This window comes from Halalkalibacter okhensis (assembly GCF_000787375.1).
Classification (GTDB): domain Bacteria; phylum Bacillota; class Bacilli; order Bacillales; family Bacillaceae_D; genus Halalkalibacter; species Halalkalibacter okhensis.
On record NZ_JRJU01000003.1, the window covers coordinates 144,043 to 161,281 of the forward strand.

The 17,239-nt window shown below is 38.5% G+C and carries 18 protein-coding genes; all 18 read right to left on the minus strand.

The window, feature by feature from the left end:
* Nucleotides 1-4: 4 nt before the first annotated feature.
* Complete coding sequence (locus tag LQ50_RS03705) at nt 5-1,225, minus strand: Ger(x)C family spore germination protein (protein ID WP_034626295.1); 1,221 nt, start codon at nt 1,223-1,225, stop codon at nt 5-7.
* The gene (locus tag LQ50_RS03710) at nt 1,222-2,355 is read right to left on the minus strand and encodes a GerAB/ArcD/ProY family transporter (RefSeq protein ID WP_070808111.1); all 1,134 of its coding nucleotides are present in this window, start codon (nt 2,353-2,355) and stop codon (nt 1,222-1,224) included. The genes LQ50_RS03705 and LQ50_RS03710 overlap by 4 nt, the downstream gene beginning before the upstream one ends.
* An 18-nt stretch (nt 2,356-2,373) precedes the next feature.
* Entirely contained in the window at nt 2,374-2,580 is a 207-nt protein-coding gene (locus LQ50_RS03715) for a hypothetical protein (RefSeq protein ID WP_034626296.1), read from the minus strand.
* 130 nt (nt 2,581-2,710) lie between these two features.
* Nucleotides 2,711-4,438: a thiol reductant ABC exporter subunit CydC gene (gene cydC / locus LQ50_RS03720; RefSeq protein ID WP_034626297.1), complete on the minus strand. Its 1,728-nt coding sequence runs from the start codon at nt 4,436-4,438 to the stop codon at nt 2,711-2,713.
* Nucleotides 4,435-6,153, minus strand: a complete 1,719-nt coding sequence (gene cydD / locus LQ50_RS03725) for a thiol reductant ABC exporter subunit CydD (protein ID WP_034626299.1) — start codon at nt 6,151-6,153, stop codon at nt 4,435-4,437. Before cydD ends, cydC begins: the two co-directional genes overlap by 4 nt.
* Nucleotides 6,154-6,156: 3 nt before the next feature.
* Nucleotides 6,157-6,258, minus strand: coding sequence for a cytochrome bd oxidase small subunit CydS family protein (gene cydS / locus LQ50_RS26495; protein WP_373279163.1), 102 nt, complete (start codon nt 6,256-6,258; stop codon nt 6,157-6,159).
* Between the two features lie 13 nt (nt 6,259-6,271).
* Nucleotides 6,272-7,285 (minus strand): cytochrome d ubiquinol oxidase subunit II, encoded by a 1,014-nt coding sequence (locus tag LQ50_RS03730; protein ID WP_034626300.1) that lies wholly within the window; start codon nt 7,283-7,285, stop codon nt 6,272-6,274.
* Nucleotides 7,282-8,622 (minus strand): cytochrome ubiquinol oxidase subunit I, encoded by a 1,341-nt coding sequence (locus LQ50_RS03735; protein ID WP_034626302.1) that lies wholly within the window; start codon nt 8,620-8,622, stop codon nt 7,282-7,284. The genes LQ50_RS03730 and LQ50_RS03735 overlap by 4 nt, the downstream gene beginning before the upstream one ends.
* Nucleotides 8,623-8,839: 217 nt before the next feature.
* The gene (locus tag LQ50_RS03740) at nt 8,840-9,106 is read right to left on the minus strand and encodes a phosphocarrier protein HPr (RefSeq protein WP_034626505.1); all 267 of its coding nucleotides are present in this window, start codon (nt 9,104-9,106) and stop codon (nt 8,840-8,842) included.
* 59 nt (nt 9,107-9,165) lie between these two features.
* A complete protein-coding gene (tkt, locus tag LQ50_RS03745; RefSeq protein WP_034626304.1) occupies nt 9,166-11,172 on the minus strand; it encodes a transketolase in 2,007 nt (668 codons plus the stop codon).
* Between the two features lie 171 nt (nt 11,173-11,343).
* Entirely contained in the window at nt 11,344-11,502 is a 159-nt protein-coding gene (locus tag LQ50_RS25310) for a hypothetical protein (protein ID WP_161784651.1), read from the minus strand.
* Between the two features lie 161 nt (nt 11,503-11,663).
* Nucleotides 11,664-12,926 (minus strand): galactitol-specific PTS transporter subunit IIC, encoded by a 1,263-nt coding sequence (locus tag LQ50_RS03750; protein WP_034626305.1) that lies wholly within the window; start codon nt 12,924-12,926, stop codon nt 11,664-11,666.
* Nucleotides 12,927-13,026: 100 nt separating this feature from the next.
* Nucleotides 13,027-13,311: a PTS sugar transporter subunit IIB gene (locus LQ50_RS03755; RefSeq protein ID WP_034626307.1), complete on the minus strand. Its 285-nt coding sequence runs from the start codon at nt 13,309-13,311 to the stop codon at nt 13,027-13,029.
* Nucleotides 13,312-13,313: 2 nt separating this feature from the next.
* Nucleotides 13,314-13,787, minus strand: a complete 474-nt coding sequence (locus LQ50_RS03760; RefSeq protein WP_034626309.1) for a PTS sugar transporter subunit IIA — start codon at nt 13,785-13,787, stop codon at nt 13,314-13,316.
* Nucleotides 13,788-14,172: 385 nt separating this feature from the next.
* A complete protein-coding gene (rpiB, locus tag LQ50_RS03765) occupies nt 14,173-14,625 on the minus strand; it encodes a ribose 5-phosphate isomerase B (protein WP_034626311.1) in 453 nt (150 codons plus the stop codon).
* 217 nt (nt 14,626-14,842) lie between these two features.
* The gene (locus LQ50_RS03770; protein ID WP_034626312.1) at nt 14,843-15,874 is read right to left on the minus strand and encodes a zinc-binding dehydrogenase; all 1,032 of its coding nucleotides are present in this window, start codon (nt 15,872-15,874) and stop codon (nt 14,843-14,845) included.
* A 6-nt stretch (nt 15,875-15,880) separates the two neighbouring features.
* On the minus strand, nt 15,881-16,927 hold the full coding sequence (locus LQ50_RS03775; protein WP_034626314.1) for a galactitol-1-phosphate 5-dehydrogenase: 1,047 nt from the start codon (nt 16,925-16,927) through the stop codon (nt 15,881-15,883).
* A gap of 17 nt (nt 16,928-16,944) precedes the next feature.
* Complete coding sequence (locus LQ50_RS03780) at nt 16,945-17,232, minus strand: PTS sugar transporter subunit IIB (RefSeq protein ID WP_034626316.1); 288 nt, start codon at nt 17,230-17,232, stop codon at nt 16,945-16,947.
* Between the last annotated feature and the right edge of the window lie 7 nt (nt 17,233-17,239).

Genomic DNA, 17,239 nt, shown 5'->3' on the forward strand with positions numbered 1-17,239 from the left:
CACCTCAATTCTTCTGTAACTCTTCTTGTGTCATATGGTGACGTATTTTCACTTTTACATCTATCTCAATCTCTGCATCACGGAAAACTCCATCCTCACCGTCCCAATTTTCTTTTACTTTTTCCCAATAAGAAAAGTTATGGATTCTAACCTCATCATGAAATCCGAAAATATCTGTAAAAAATTCCGTTTGCATTTTTTCAATTATTTTCTCTGCCTGACGTTTAATTTCTTCCTCAACAGCTTTCTCTAGTTTTACTAACGTATCAGCAGAGTTCAACTCTAACTCCGTAATCCAATCTTCCCCAAAGAACCCTTCAGCTTTAATCGTAATTCGAAAGACATCTTTTCCATTTTCATGTTGATAATCTATTTCTGCATCCGAAAAGTCGTTTTCATAAGCAAATGGAATTTCATTCGGTCCATAAAATGCCTCTAGAACTTCATTCTCTACATTTCCAATGAGCCAGTTATACCCTTGAATATCATATACGCCAAGCCAACCTAGCATTAAATTATCTGGTCCCCTAAAAACAGCTGCACCAGCCATTTTGAATTCATTTTTTGTCTTTATAATCCTCGGAATAATATAGCTATTTTGATCAATTACATTATTGATTAACTCGCCTACTTCCATTGGTTTGGGAATACTGTGGCTTCTTGATTCATTCTCACTAATCATGTCAATTGATAAGGCAGGCATCATCTCTAAAGGCATTTTTCTCTCAAGAATTTCATACCCATTGCCTTCAGATATTAAGACGATCTTATCTCTCCTCATTTCATGATCACGAGCAAAAAAGTCGACTAGTTCCTTTATAATCCCTTTGCGAGCTAATTTTTCATTTATAATAAGTACCTTTAAATGTTCCGTGTTCATCGTTCTACTTCTTCTTGTTGTAAAGTTTCGGTTTGCTTTAATAATGGTCATCGCAACAGAACGAATGTTAAAAAATGGTCCTTCTGCTTGCCCCCCAGCCTCTTCTCCCCCTGCTTCTATTTGTCCAGGGATGACAACCTGATAGTTCAGTTGAATCATTTCTTTAGGCAATGGCCTACCCGTTTCTTGCAAATACGTTTCTTTAATTTCTTCATCATCGTCTACTGGGTCTAATGCAACAGCAAGAGCAAAGCCAATTTCCTCAATCTCATTTAAATCCCAACACCCTGTTAAAAGGAATACACACATTAACATCAAAAACACTCGTTTGAATTTCAATATCATTTAGCTATCTCCTTGCCACGCTGTTGGCTCTTTTTCCCCACCTTCTGTAACCACACTTTCAAATACCCAATCATAAGTGAAAGAACAATAAGTGAGGCCCCTGCATAACTGACCCAATCGCCCATGGTAAAAACCTCTTGATTTGAGTTTGGTATAAACGCCGTGATATAGGTTAAAAACATAACGGCAGCCAATACCCATGTTTCTTTCTTTACATTAAAAAGCTCTTTTTTAATGATTTGAACAGCCAAAATTTGAATAATTGTCATCGTATTAAATATCGCCATAATCCAAATGACTATCATGATAGGCTCAAACCGCTCAATTAATCCCTCCACAATTTCAACTTCTTTTGCTAACGCAACGGTAGGAAACACCGTATTCATTGCCCCAGTTACAGACAAAGTCATATAAGAGACTAAAACAATCATCACATACAAAAGGGTGACAAAAAAAATGCCGATGTTTAATGGCAATGCACGTAAATTACTTGTTTTCGTATAAGCAAGCCAAAAAAAGAGCAATTCAATCCCTAAATACGAAAACATCGTTGGCTCTAGGGAAGGAACTAATGACATCACACCTTTTGGCAGTACCGGGCGAATTTCAGTGAATGACATATTCTCTAAATTGAAAATCATCAAGATAAAATAGACAAAGAGGATAAATGGAACAAACATTAGATTCAAGTGGACAATACCTTGTACTCCTTTTGTCACTGCGTATGTTGTCGTTAACAAAATAATAGCGATGGTGATTTCTGGAGGGGTTCGATCAAGTAAGTACATCCTGACAATAATCGTAAGCACTCGTGCTTCATAAGCTAAATAAGGAATGAAATAAAGAACAAACATTAACCCTAAAAGCTTGGCGACTACTTTGCCTACCCTCTTGTCCCCGATAAATTCGAGGAGATTCTGGCCTGGAAATTGTTTTTGAAGGTTGACAATTAAATACACAAGCCCCATCACCAGAAAGCCGCTCACAAGAACGGAAATCCACCCATCACCGGTATCTAAGGTTTCCGCTAATGTGCGAGGTAGAGTTAACACGCCAATTGCTAATAACATGGCAATAAGCGTAACCGACATCTCTACTGGAGAAATTCGATAATAGTCTTGATTGTTCACTCTTTTCACCCCTCTCTTCTATTTTTGATTTTCATTCCTCTGCTTTTGCAAAATTTGCCGCCTTTGTTGCTGGTTTTCTTCTTTCATCCAAGGAAGTTTTAATAGTTCGTTTATCTTTGAAATGATATAGTGAAAAACGACAATAAACAAAGACGTTCCTACAGCTGTCCAAAATACGCCTCTTTGTGGCAAAAAACCGAAAAATCGATCTAATATTTCTTCCATATCATCACCCATATTTTAGTGAACTTGGTTTTTTTAGCTTTTGCGTTCTTTTTTAAAATTATGTTTCATTTTTATAGAAACAAAAAAGAGAAGAAGAACCTCACTTTTCGGTTCCTGCTTCTCTTTCAATCTATTGCAATATGCTGTCTTCAATTTGCTTAAGTTGGTAAAAATATCCTTTGGACCTCATCAGCTTAGAGTAGCTTCCGACTTCAACGAGCCTTCCTTGATCTATCACAATGATTTGGTCCATCTTCTCTAATCCAACAAATCGATGGCTAACGAGTATCACTGTATCCTCTTTTGCTTGATTAAAAAATAGGTCGTACAAGCATTGTTCTGTTGAAGAGTCTAAGGAAGAGGTCGGTTCGTCAAGAAGCCATAATTGACCCTTCTTTGCTAAAGCACGAGCCATGGCCAATCGCTGTTTTTCACCACCAGAAAGGTTTTGACCTTTCTCTAGAACTAGATCATTTAGTTTCAAATAAGGTAATTGCACATCTATTAATAATTGTTGCAGTTGATCTTCCGTCAAATTCGGATCCGACAATAATAAATTGTCTTTAACTGTACCATAGAAAAAATGATTTTCCTGCAAAATGACCTTAGCTTTCTCCCAGAGCATCTCTTGATCGAGTTGCTTTAGTGGAGTCGTACCAAAGAAAATCTCTCCCTTTGCCTCATATTGCTTAAGAATCAGCTTCAATAAGGTTGATTTTCCCGAACCACTTGGCCCTACAATCGCTGTTTTTGAACCTGCAGGAAAACTTACAGATATGTCTGATAACGTGTTACGACTGTCTCCAACAAATGCAAAGCTTATATCTTTTAGGTGAACAGAAGGGGCTTTACCTTCGTTTAGGTTTAGGTCTTGATCTTGCTTAACCAATCGTGCTTGAGTTAGTTGTTTATTATCAGCTACTGAATACAACCTGCTAGCCGCCCTTTCACTTTCTTCATAATGAATCGGAAATAGCGCCATAGGGACCAACTGTTCAAAAACAATGAAGCTAATCATCACTAGCATAGCTAGAAAAAGTCCATTCAACTCTCCACTTGCTACTAAAAATGCTCCAACAGCAAGAACGAGCCAAGAGACAAGCAACGAAACCGCCATATTAATCGATTGATAAGATATTGACTGAATCCCCGCTTGTTCTTGCTCTTTAATATAACGGTTTGAAGACGAAACAAGATCCTGCTCTTTCTCTTTTCGTTTTTGATGGATCGTTAACTCCCTGAAGCCATAAAACCATTCTGCTACATCAATAGATAATCGTGACCGTTCCTCCAGAATTTGGCTACTTGCTTTTTTTTGTCTTTTTGAAAACCAAGCTGGAATAATGACTGCCGTTAACAGAAGGCCAACAAGTAAACAAAGAACAATGGCCATTGAATAAAAAGAGACGAAGATCATCGTACTTAAGAACACTAATGCCATTACAATTGGTGGATATAAAACCCTCAAGAAAAAATTTTGAAGACTTTCAACATCTCCTACTATACGAGAAAGCAGATCCCCACTACGATGCTTCTGAAACAGAGCAGGGCCTATCTGCTCTATTTTTTCATAAAAATATACACGCAAATTACTTAACATCGTAAATGTTGCTCTGTGCGAATAATAACGTTCAGCGTAGCGACTGAGAGCACGAATGAAACTTCCAATTTTCACAACTGCAACCATTGCGATAAGGACATATAACGGGGGCTCAAGAGCCGCTTGGGAGATTAAGTATCCGTTCGCTGCAAATAACCCCACCGCTGTAATCCCTGCTAAAAAGCCAAAGAATATCGATCGTACGACGTCTTTTTTGTCCTGGATCATCTGTTTAACGATATGGGTAAGCTCACTCATTGCCGCTCCTCCTTGCCTTGTAGATTAAACAAGGTGCGATAATACTCTGATGTTGCCAATAGTTCATTATGTGTTCCTTCCCCTACCAGCTTTCCTTGATCAAGCAACAAAATATGATCTGCGCCCTTAATCGTCTGTACACGGTGTGCAACCGTAATAACGAGCGACGTCTTTGTCAACTTCTGAATGGATTCATGAAGGTATTGCTCTGTCTTTAAGTCTAATCCGGTCGTCGGTTCATCGAACAGAACAACCGAGGGTTTCTTCAAAAAGGCACGAGCAAGTGCAACTCTTTGCTTCTCGCCTCCCGAAAGTCCTCTACCCCCTTCACCTATGGTCGTATTGTCTCCGTTAGGCAAGGTGGCGATTAACTCTGTCAGTCCAGCTTGATTTGATGCTTTTTCGATTTCCTCTTTTGTTGCTGAAACACCAAGAGAAATGTTTTCTGCAATCGTTCCTGTAAATAAATAAGGATGTTGTGTAATATAACCAATTTGTGAGAACCAATCTTGCTCTTTGTATTCGTAGAGTTTAGACTCATTGACCATCACATCACCGCTTGTCGGCTGAAGTAGACCAGCTATGACGTTTAATAATGTGGTCTTTCCTGATCCACTCTTACCAACAATCGCCACTTGACCGATTGCAGGAAGGTCACTTTGTATGCCTAAAAGCCGAAAATCACTTGATTCATAGAAATATTCTAGATTGTTCAGCTTGACCGCAACGGGCTTTACTAATGTACGAGTCCCCCACTGTTGTCCCTTCACTTCCTGTTTTAGTTCCTTTTCAATCTTTTCTGCAGCACCTGAACTGCTGCGCCCAGAATGAAAAGCACTACCTAGCTCTTTCAATGAATTAAAAAACTCAGGTACTAATAACAAAATAAAAAAAGCTGTAAAAAAGGTGATTTCATTAAAAACAACGAGACGTAAGCCCAGCTCTAGTGCAACAAGCCCGATGCTTAACATCGAAATAAACTCAAGCATTAACGACGATGTGAAGGCCACCTTTAAAATTCCCATTGTCGTATCACGAAAGTTCTCACTACTTTTTTGGATCGTGTCTTTGAAGTGCTTAGATCGCCCATATAATTTTAGGCTTTCAAGACCTTGAATCGTATCAAGGAACCGTCCAGAAAAAGCTTTTAAACTATCTAATTTTTCTTCTGACTTTCGCTGTGTCATGTTACCGACAATAGCCATAAACATCGGAATAAATGGAGCTGTCAGCAAAATAATTAAGCCTGAATATACATGTTGACTAAAAACGACTAGTAAGATCATAAGTGGGACAACCGTTGTGATGATCCTCTGCGGCACATATTTACTAAAGAAACTATCTAATTCATCAACCGCATCCAACATCACACTCATCTTTGAGCCAACCTGTCCTTTCGCAGATGCCAAAAGAGAGTGATTTCCATATGCATCTAATAATCGCTCTCTATATTTCGCTTTCACCCTTGCGGCCATTTTCACACCAAGCTTGCCACTTAAATAGGATAAAGATGCCCTAAGAATTAGGACACCTAATAGCACAAATAACAGCGGTACAATTTGATCAAACGTTTGTTTATTTAAAAATAAATCATCAACGATCGTAACGATTAAATACGCTTGTGAGATCACAACGATGCCAAGAACCATGGCAATCACATATAAAGCGTAATACCGGCCTCTTTCAAGAGATGCTAGCTTCTGAAGTGACTTCATCGGTTATTCCTCATACTTCGTGCTTTTCGTTGCTACGAAAAAGGAAATAACCATGGCCAGCACGACAATAAGCAGCGGTGCATAGAACAACAAAAAGTTGTGCATTTTTACTTCCTCCTTATTTGCCACTTTGAATATATGGCTTATTCATAATAAACAATTTAAACACTAGATAGAGAGACGGAATTAATAGCATCAAACCTAAAATAAATACGGTAATGAGCGCATAGGCCATCGTTTCATTCGTAAAGCTATCATAGATCGTTAAGTGTGGATATAGTAAATACGGATACCTTGATACGCCATAAGCATAAAAAGCTAATGCAAACTGAAGCACAACAAAAAGAAAGGACCAGCCATAGTTTCTCGTTTTTAACAGCCATAAGCTGAGCAAGAAACAAATAAACGATAAGGCAAACAGCCACCAAAGCGATAGAAGTCCTTCAAAGTGAGCTGGATTGTGCCATTTCATCTCAATAATAATCCCTAAAGCTGTCACAATCGTAGGGAAGCTCCAAATCCATGTATATTTCTTAAAAAGTTTCAAAGCCTTTTTATCTTGAGCAACAGACGAGTAGTAAGCTAGGAAACTAGCTGAAATAAATAAGACACTCACAAGACTCAGCACAACGATCGACCAAGCAAAAGGACTCGTAAATAAAGCCGTATAGTCTAATTCAATTCGTCCGGTTGCTGTCTCACGAATAAATCCCCCTTGTGAAACAATTAGTGCTGTTGAAAGAGATGCCGGGATCAAGACACCGGTCACTCCGTACATAAGGGTGTAACCGACATGTCCTTTTGTCCCATATGTTCCAAATGCATAATAACTTCCGCGCAGTGCAAGCAAAATGATCGATATGCTAATCGGAATTAACAGCACTGTTCCAAAGTAATAAGCCGTCTGCGGGAAAAACCCAATCATTCCAACAAAAAAGAATACTAGAAATACATTCGTAATTTCCCAAACAGGCGATAAATAGCGCTGAATTACGGTATTAACAATATGGTGCTTTCCTGTAACGATCGTCGATGCATTAAAGAATCCGGCACCGAAATCAATCGATGCTACGATGACATAGCCAAATAGGAACAACCATAATACTGATATTCCTATCACCTCAATTGTCATTTCGCAACACTCCTTTGTTCATCTGCAAGCTTTTCAAGTTCTCGCTCTACTGGATTCTTTTTAAACATTCGTGTTAACACAACAGCTGTACCAATCATGAGGATGATATACAGAATCGCAAAGGCAATAAACATCATCCAGACATATGGCGAATCTGTTGCCCCTTCTGCCGTACTCATAAATCCACGCATGATCCATGGCTGACGACCAACCTCTGTGAACCACCAACCAGCTTCAATCGCAATCATCGCTAATGGACCCGATGCCACCAGAAGGATGCGGAATAGACGCGATTTAATCACTGTCCATCCACGCCATAGAGCTAGCCAATAAAACAATGCTAAAACCGTAAGCCCAATTCCAATTGTCACCATAATATCAAAGAAATAATGGATGACATAAGGAGGATGATACTCTTGTGGAATATCATTTAACCCTGTAACAACCCCAAATGGGTTACTGTGCACAAGCATACTAAGCGCATATGGAATTCGAATCGCATATTTTACTTCATTTGTTTCGGTTAACACACCATATAAAACGAGAGGAGCTTCTCCCTCTGTTTCAAAATGCCACTCCGCTGCAGCAAGTTTTTCTGGTTGATACTCAGCTAAAAACTTCCCTGACAAATCACCAACAAGTGCCGTTGCAATCGAGAAAATAAGCGCAATTTTCATCGTTAACGCAAGAGCTTTCCGGTGATATTCATGGCGGTTTCCTTTTAACAAGTGATACGCTGCAATCGACGCCAACACAAAGGCAGTTGTCATATAGGCAGACGTTAACACATGTGCCACTTTCGTAGGCATCGCTGGGTTAAACATCGCCACTAGCGGCTGGATATTCGTTAATTGACCATCCACTAATGTAAACCCTTGTGGTGTATTCATAAACGCATTGACTGACGTAATAAATAATGCTGACATAGCTGAACCTAATACAACGGGAGCTAATAAATAAAAATGGTGCTTTGGATTTTTGAATCGATCCCAAGTATATAAATAGATTCCAAGAAAGATCGCCTCAAAGAAAAACGCAAATGTCTCCATAAATAATGGAAGAGCCACAAGCTGCCCCGCAAACTCCATAAAACGCGGCCACAATAGTGCTAACTGCAACGCAATGGCTGTCCCTGTTACAACACCGACAGCAACCGTGATGACATAGCCACGTGCCCAACGTTTTGCTAATAAAAGATAATGCTCATCCTGCTTTTTTAACCCTAGCCAGTGAGCAATTGTTATCATAATCGGAACACCGACACCGAGTGTGGCAAAAATAACATGCACAGACAATGTCAGCATCGTTAAATATCGACTAAATTCAACCGAATCCATCTTTCTCCTCCTCTTCATGTTACTAATGTGAAGATATTGTTATTGTATAAGCAAAATGTATGTGAATTACATCACAAATTGAACGATTTCGTTACAGAAGAGTGATGAATTTATGACATTTGCATTTTTTACAACACGAAACAACCTTAAGATTTTGCTCTTAAGGTTGTCGTTATTAGCTGTTTTTTATTGATCTAGTAGGAAATTACCTTCTTTTTTATTTTGCTAAAGCTTGACTTGTAATGGTTTCAGTCATGGCGGCTAATGCCTTATCCTCATCTGGACCAGATGTCGTAATTTTAATTTCGGCCCCTTCTGGTATCCCTAAAGACATAACCCCCATAATCGATTTTAAATTTACGCTTTTCCCGTTATACTCTAGTTCCACTGTTGCTTCAAAATTTCCAGCTTCTTTGACCAGAACCGTCGCTGGTCGAGCATGAATCCCCGTCTTGTCAATAATTGTAAATGTTTTGTTTGGCATCATTATTCACCTCTTATTAATGTTAGAACGTTATTTGTCTATCTTATAAGTCTTCTTATTTACTTTAGCGCTTTAAATTTGTTAACAACATTTTCTACTGTAAATCCGTACTCCTCAAATAGCTTAGTTGCTGGAGCAGATGCACCGAAATGATCAATCGTAATTTTATCGCCACGATCACCAATGTATTCTCTCCAACCAAGCGAAGCGCCTAGTTCAATTGCTAAACGTCTTGGTAGATGACTTGGTAATACACTTTCCCGATATTCAGCTGTTTGTTGTTCAAATCGATCCCAGCTTGGCATACTGACAACAGAAACAAAGATTCCCTCTTTCTCTAGTTCCTTCTGTGCAGCAATAGCTAGTGAAACTTCAGATCCAGTAGCCAACAATAATCCTTCAGCCTCTTCCTTTGCTTGAGCTACAACATACGCTCCATTCTTAACGCCTTCATATGCTTGCTTTTGATCCATACCTAATGTCGGTAAGTCTTGACGTGTAAGAACTAAGGCTGTTGGGGTGTCTATACTCTCAAGCGCTATCCTCCATGCCGCAACCGTTTCTTTTGCATCAGCTGGACGAATAACAGATAATCCTGGCATTGCTCGTAATGATGCCAGCTGTTCAATCGGCTCATGAGTAGGACCATCTTCTCCAACCGCAACACTATCATGTGTGAAGACATATGTAACTGGTAGCTGCATTAAGGCAGCAAGCCTCATGGCTGGACGTAGATAATCAGAAAAGACAAAGAATGTTGCTCCAAAAACTTTGATTCCTCCATGAAGAGCCATTCCATTTAAAGCAGCACCCATCGCAAACTCACGAACGCCAAACCAAATATTCCTTGAGGCATAACGATCTATTCCATAATTTTGTTCAGATGAAATCAGTGTTTTGTTTGATCCAGCTAAATCAGCAGAACCACCAATCAACTGAGGAATTGCGCTTGCGGCTGCATTTAATGTTTTTCCAGAAGAAGCTCTTGTTGCCAATGCTGTTCCAGCTTCGAAATCTGGCAAACTTGCTTCCCATTTTTCAGGAAGCTCTCCATTCATTGCAGCCTCAAACTTCGTTGCTAATTCTGGATAGGCTTTTTGATATTGCTCAAACATTTGGTTCCATTCCGTTTCTTTCTGCGCTCCTAAATCAGCAAGCTCTTTGAAATGACTCACGACTTCTTCTGGAACGTAAAAATCTTCTTCATAATTCCAACCATACGCCTTTTTTGTTAATTTTGTTTCCTCTAAACCAAGCGGGGCACCGTGTGAAGCCGATTTCCCAGACTTACTCGGAGCTCCAAAACCAATCGTCGTTTTAACTTCAATTAATGTAGGTCGCACTTTGTCTGACTTTGCAAGTTGAATGGCTTTGTGCAAATCATTTATATCATTTCCATCATCCACACGAATCACTTGCCAACCATACGCTTTAAAACGCTCTTCAACACTTTCAGAGAAAGAAAGGTGTAAGTCACCATCTAGAGAGATATCATTAGAATCATACAAGACTACTAAACGGCCTAATTTAAGATGGCCTGCCAATGACGCCGCCTCTGCTGACACCCCTTCCATCAGATCGCCATCTCCACATATGCTGTAAGTGAAGTGGTCAACAAGATTGAACTGCCCCTGATTATAAGTTTCTGCTAGATGACGTTCAGCCATAGCCATCCCAACTGCCATAGCAACACCTTGCCCTAATGGACCTGTGGTTGCTTCCACTCCTGGGGTATGACCAACTTCAGGATGTCCGGGTGTTCTACTCCCCCATTGACGGAAATTTTTCAAATCATTCATTGTCACATCATACCCAAATAAATGTAGAAGACTATAAAGCAACATCGAACCATGACCAGCAGATAAGACAAATCGGTCCCGGTTATACCATTTCGGGTTCCTAGGATTATGATTCATCTCCTTAGCCCATAATGTGTAAGCCATTGGAGCTGCCCCCATCGGCATGCCTGGGTGACCAGAATTGGCTTTTTCTATTGCATCAATGGAAAGAGTTCGAATTGCATTCACGGCTAATTCGCTAACACTTTGATTAACAACTGCACTCATGTCATACACTCCTTATTTTCTATAGCATTAACTAATAAATAAGCAAACAGAGGATTAAACTAATAGATTAATCCTCCTTGCTATTTGCTATCTCTCTTCGTTCCAAAAGAAATATATCAATAGAGTTCACACATACGTACATTTGAGAATAGCAACATCCATAGTTTAAGCTTAATTGGTCTCTGCTGTCTTTTTTCTTTTTCCAGAGAATAATTTATAGACGGCTACCGCGACTATAACCGTATTAATCGGAAACTGATACTGCAAATAAAGATCGCTCAAGAATCTACCATGTGGACCTAATGCATAATCTACAAAATGTTCAACCATATGATCACCCTATTTTCATATTTTTCTTATTGAAAAGTTGCGCTTGCTATAATAAAGTTTTAGTATGTTGATCGAGTAGGAAAGAAAATAACTTCTTGGCAGAGGGTCATTTCTTCTTTTTTACTCGTTTTTTTTATGTTTGTGGTACTTCGTATTCTCTATTAGTTAAAGATCGCAAATACTTTCCAAATTACCCAGTTAATCAAGTTTCCACCTTGGTCCAGGCTGGATACTAAATTTGTCCCTTCAGGCAAATTAAATTGACCATTCACAGCCATTTCTGTATGAATAACTGCAATATCTGTCGCCATATATAATGTTAAAGCAATTAAAACAGACCCTACAATAACAGAATGAACGATGTTTCCTCTTGCAGCACCCACGATAAAGGCTACAATAAATGGAATTGTTGCTAAGTCACCAAATGGTAATACATTGTTTCCTGGTAAAATAACTGCTAGTGCAACTGTAATTGGTACTAGAATTAAAGCAGTTGAAATAACTGATGGATGACCGATTGCTACTGCTGCATCTAACCCAATATAAATATCTTTTTGACCAAACTTCTTTTTCAAAAATTCACGTGCCGATTCTGAAACAGGTGTTAGACCTTCCATTAATATCTTAACCATACGAGGCATTAAAACCATTACCCCAGCCATTGCCATACCAATTTGAATCGTCTCTCCAATTGGGTAGCCTGCTAAAAGTCCTAATCCAATCCCTAGAATTAACCCCATGAAAATCGATTCACCGAACACTCCAAATCTTCTTTGAATCGATTCTGGATCCGCATTCCAATTTTTAATAACCGGTGTTTTTTGCAATAGTTTAACTAACGGAATCCCAAGCGGTGCGTAAGATACGGTACTACCCGTTGCAACAGATACACCTGGTAGATCAAAATAATCTCGTAGCATAGGTGCAGTCCAGTCTGCAATTTTCAAACAAGCTATTTGGAAAAGAACTGCAGCAATCAACCCTTGAATCATGCTACCTGAGATTGTATAAACAATCGCTCCTGTAAAAGTAAAATGCCAAAAATTCCAAATATCTACATTCATCGTTTTCGTTGTATTTGTTGCAAGCATAATCACGTTAATTAATAAGCCTAAAGGAATAATAAATGCTGCAATCGGAGAAGCCCAAGACATGGATGCAGCCCCTGGCCACCCAACATCAATTACATTTAATTCAATCCCAAATCGGTCCACCATTCCATTTGCTGCAGGTCCTAGGTTACTAACTAGTAGATCTACAACAAGGAAAATCCCAACAAATGCAACCCCAATCGTTAAACCTGATCGGAAAGCCTTTCCAATTTTTTGTCCAAATGCAATACCGATTAAGAAGATAGCAACTGGCAAAATAACTGTTGGGCCTAGTGCCAAAAAGGATTGTAGAAATTCAACCATACGATCCATAAACGGATTCCCCTTTATTTCTAATTTTTTCTCGATTCCTCATTTTAAGGCTGAACTAAAAAACTCGGAACCGAGAATGTTTTTATGAAAAATAATTTTATTACTTTTGAAGTTGTTCTAGAATTTCTGCTTTTGCTTCATCTAGTCCAATTCCTGTTAAAAACGCTCTAGCATTGATTACTGGGAATGGGTATTCTTTTTGTACGATTGTTGTACTTACTAATAAGTCAGCTGTATCTACATAACCACCAACTTCAGTGATTTTAATTTGTACTAGGTTAGCGTTAATACCATTTTCTTTACACATTGATTCAATTGCATCATTAACAATTGTAGAAGTAGCAATTCCAGCTCCACAAGCGATTAAAATTTGTTTCTTTTTCATTCTTACTCACCCCCTTTCAATTGAAAGTTTAATAAGTTTACAAGTGAATCTTTTATTTTCTTTTTTGACTCTGCATGTGCCAACGAATTTAACGTTTCATCATCTTGGAAGATTTGCATCAACCTTTGGAGTAGTTCTAGCTGTGAATGACTTTCATCCATTGCTAACATGAAGACTAACTTTACAGGAGTTGTTTCACTGTCTTCTCCCATAATGACAAAATCAACCGGATCTTTTAGAATAGCCACACTAATAGCTTTTTCGTTAACATGCTCTTTGTCAGTATGAGGAATAGCCACTGAATATCCTTTTGTTGGCAACCCTGTTGCAAAGTTTTTTTCACGTTCTACAATCGCTTCAATGTAACTTTCCTTTACAATTCCTCTTTCAAACAAATTCCCTGCCATTAAGCGAATGGCCTCTTCGGCATTAGCTGCCTCTATATCTTTTAAAATCAATGTTTCATCAATTAACATATCTGATGTCCTCCTTAGTTGTACAATGATCTATTTAGTCGTTCTATAAATACTAAATTGGATTAAGAATGGGAGATAAATTTGCTAAGATAACCATTTTAGTGGGATTGATTACTGTAGATGAAACCAACAAACCCTCTTTTACTTGATTACCTAGCAGGCTTTATCGCCTTTCTATATTTTTATAGTATCATCTGAGCTACCTAAAATGTATCCGTTTTCATCCCCATTCATTGATTAGGATTTGTACAACATTGTGATGATCTAATTTACTCTTTCACCCTCATTAAAAAGCAAAAGACGGCCCAGCACTCACTGCTAGAAACCATCTTTTCTTCTATACATTTCATTACCTTTTTATTGCATCTATCCTCGTATTCCCCCTTCACTGCAACTGGTTTTTATGTTCATAATCGATCACTTTATCAATTCGATTAACATGACGCCCACCTTCAAATTCAGTAAAGAGCCATACCTTTACAATTTCACTGGCAAGCCCTGGACCAATCACTCGCTCTCCCATTGCTAACATATTGCTATTATTATGAAGTCGGGTGGCCTTAGCACTAAATACGTCATGGACAAGTGCACAGCGAATACCTGTAACTTTATTTGCTGCTATTGACATCCCAATTCCCGTACCACAAATAACGATCCCTCGATCTACTTCGCCATTTCTCACCATTTCTGCGACAGGGATTGCATAGTCAGGATAATCTACTGATTCAACACATTCACAGCCTACATCGATATATTTAATGTTATGTTCAAGAAGTGTACGCTTCACTTCTTCCTTTAAAATCCGACCACCATGATCACAGCCAATAGCTACCTTCATTCTTCTCAGCCTTTCTAAAAGACATTTCGTCATGAATATTTTCTTAACTAGAGATTGTTGTTTCATCTACCATTCTATCTTATCATGGGTATAGGTATGTTTTTTTAGCATTTCTCCCAGTTATTGTTAACCACTTTGTACGGCGTAGTGATGAGAAAAACAAAAAACACTTTACAAAATCAGTAAAGTGTTTTCATATTCATACTATTACAAATAATCAAGACTCAATGATGACTTTAATTTCATTTCCGCCCATAACAGCTTCGAATCCTGTACGCCATTCATCTAACGAAACAACTTTGGTAATCATTTTATCAACATCAATCTTATGTTCTTCTAGGAGTTTTAGTGCAATATGCCAAGAGCTAGGCTTTTGAGAACGCGTTCCAATATAGTTGATTTCTCTTTGAACAATAGACTCTTGATCTAATGGATTCATATTTTTGGCGAAGATGCCCACTTGAACAAATGTGCCCTTTTTCTTCACTAAAGGGAGACCTTGATTAAGAGCTGGAACTGCACCTGAACATTCAAATACTTTATCCACTCCATAACCTTCTGTATGTTTTAAAACGACTTCTCTTAAATCTTCTTCTAGCACGTCAACGATAACATCCACCCCTAATGACTTCGCTAATTCCAGACGTTCTCTATCTTTGGTAATCCCTGCAAGAATCACAAATGCTCCTTGAGATTTAGCCACTTGACATTGCAATAAACCAATAGGACCAGGTCCAAATACAAGAACTTTATCTCCTTGTTCAATGGTTGTTTTTTCAAGTCCTGCATGGACACAGCAAGCAAGTGGTTCAGTTAGTGCTGCTGCTTTTAGACTAATAGATTCAGCTAACACATGAACACTTTCTTCTCGAGAAATGACATATTCAGCCATGCTTCCATTTACTTGTGTACCAATCCCTTTTCGATTTGAACAAAGATTGTAGTCTTTTTCTAGACAATACTCACATTCTCCACAAGTCGTAAAAGTGGTTTCACTTGTAACACGATCCCCAACTTTTACATTCTGTACGTTCGGTCCAACATCTGTAACGATCCCTGAAAATTCATGCCCAAGTACAACGGGAGTTCTTGAATTAGCATACTCGCCCGTAAACGTATGAATATCCGTTCCACAAATCCCTGTATAGGCGACCTTGATTTTCACTAAATCACCTTTAACTTCTGGTTCAGATATGGCTTCTAAAGACATATTGTCATGACCAGGATTCACTTTCATTACTGCTTTCATTTCAATTCACTCCTTGTTTGGAATAATTAATACTTTTCCATATGTTTCGGTTCGATTAATCATTAAGTCAAAAGCCTGTTGAGTTTCTTCTAATGGAAAACGATGAGAGATTAACTCTTTCAGCTTGATTCGGCCTTTTAAAATAAAATCAATACTCTTCGTCCACTCCTCACCTGGGAACGGGGCAGAATAACAATTCCAAAACCCTTTTAGCGTTAGCTCATTCCTGAATATATTTTCAAACGCTTTTTCTGAGAGAACAACATCAGAATAAGCAATTCCCAAATAGCCGATTTTTCCTTTTTTTCGTGTGATTAATAAACATTGCTCTTGCGTGACTTTTGAGCCTGCACATTCAAACGCTATATCAACACCTTGGCCATTGGTATATTCTTTGATCTTTCCCATCAAGTCTTCATTAATGGGGTTAATCGTTCTTTCACAACCCATTTCTTTAGCTTCTGCTAGCTTTTCATCTGAGATATCGATGGCAATAATTTCTTTTACTCCAGCAATTTTTAACCATTGAATAGCCAAAATCCCGATTGTCCCTACTCCAAATACGGCAGCTACATCTCCCAACCTAGGTTGAATATTCAATACTCCATGCAGTGCAACAGCGAGTGGTTCAATCATTGCTGCTTCCTCAAAATCCATCTCACCTATTGGGAGAACATTTGATGCTTTCACATTGACGAATTCAGCAAAGCCTCCATACGATTTTGATCCTAGCATTCCATGGTTTTCACATAATGAGAACATACCACTTGTGCAATATTCACATGTATGGCAAGGGAAAAAAGGAATCGCTGCAACACGATCACCAATCTCCACATTCGTTACTTCACTTCCCTTTTCAACAATGTATCCAGCAAATTCGTGCCCCATGATTGCTGGTAATGGGTATTTCCACTTACTAACCATTTTGTGTATGTCTGAACCACAAATCCCTGCTGCCATCACTTTAATTTTCACTTCATCCTTTTGACAGTTATCAATCGCAATATCTTGGTAAACAAAGTGATTTTCAGAATGTAAAACAGCTGCTTTCATAAGACTCTCCTTATCGTTTATTCATTTTTTAAATAAGTCAGAATTTCTTGATCCAACTCTTCCATTCCAACACCTGTAATATAGGATGTAGCTATTAAACTAGGGATTTTATACGATGTTGGAAGGATCGTTGTTGAAATAATTAAAGTCGCTCCGTCTTGTAGAGTTGAAACTTCAGAAATCATACATTGAACAATTTGGGCTCTTACGTTATTCTCTTTTAATAGGTTCTCTACGCGTTCACACACGATAGTTGAAGTCGCTATACCTGCTCCACACGCAACAAGGACAGTAGGTATGTTCATTTATTTT

Bases quoted from the DNA above. Each gene is read 5' to 3' on its own strand.
- LQ50_RS03705 (WP_034626295.1), bottom strand. From the start codon at position 1,225: ATGATATTGAAATTCAAACGAGTGTTTTTGATGTTAATGTGTGTATTC.
- LQ50_RS03715 (WP_034626296.1), bottom strand. From the start codon at position 2,580: ATGGAAGAAATATTAGATCGATTTTTCGGTTTTTTGCCACAAAGAGGC.
- cydC (WP_034626297.1), bottom strand. From the start codon at position 4,438: ATGAGTGAGCTTACCCATATCGTTAAACAGATGATCCAGGACAAAAAA.
- cydD (WP_034626299.1), bottom strand. From the start codon at position 6,153: ATGAAGTCACTTCAGAAGCTAGCATCTCTTGAAAGAGGCCGGTATTAC.
- cydS (WP_373279163.1), bottom strand. From the start codon at position 6,258: ATGCACAACTTTTTGTTGTTCTATGCACCGCTGCTTATTGTCGTGCTG.
- LQ50_RS03730 (WP_034626300.1), bottom strand. From the start codon at position 7,285: ATGACAATTGAGGTGATAGGAATATCAGTATTATGGTTGTTCCTATTT.
- LQ50_RS03735 (WP_034626302.1), bottom strand. From the start codon at position 8,622: ATGGATTCGGTTGAATTTAGTCGATATTTAACGATGCTGACATTGTCT.
- LQ50_RS03740 (WP_034626505.1), bottom strand. From the start codon at position 9,106: ATGCCAAACAAAACATTTACAATTATTGACAAGACGGGGATTCATGCT.
- tkt (WP_034626304.1), bottom strand. From the start codon at position 11,172: ATGAGTGCAGTTGTTAATCAAAGTGTTAGCGAATTAGCCGTGAATGCA.
- LQ50_RS25310 (WP_161784651.1), bottom strand. From the start codon at position 11,502: ATGGTTGAACATTTTGTAGATTATGCATTAGGTCCACATGGTAGATTC.
- LQ50_RS03750 (WP_034626305.1), bottom strand. From the start codon at position 12,926: ATGGATCGTATGGTTGAATTTCTACAATCCTTTTTGGCACTAGGCCCA.
- LQ50_RS03755 (WP_034626307.1), bottom strand. From the start codon at position 13,311: ATGAAAAAGAAACAAATTTTAATCGCTTGTGGAGCTGGAATTGCTACT.
- LQ50_RS03760 (WP_034626309.1), bottom strand. From the start codon at position 13,787: ATGTTAATTGATGAAACATTGATTTTAAAAGATATAGAGGCAGCTAAT.
- rpiB (WP_034626311.1), bottom strand. From the start codon at position 14,625: ATGAAGGTAGCTATTGGCTGTGATCATGGTGGTCGGATTTTAAAGGAA.
- LQ50_RS03770 (WP_034626312.1), bottom strand. From the start codon at position 15,874: ATGAAAGCAGTAATGAAAGTGAATCCTGGTCATGACAATATGTCTTTA.
- LQ50_RS03775 (WP_034626314.1), bottom strand. From the start codon at position 16,927: ATGAAAGCAGCTGTTTTACATTCTGAAAATCACTTTGTTTACCAAGAT.
- LQ50_RS03780 (WP_034626316.1), bottom strand. From the start codon at position 17,232: ATGAACATACCTACTGTCCTTGTTGCGTGTGGAGCAGGTATAGCGACT.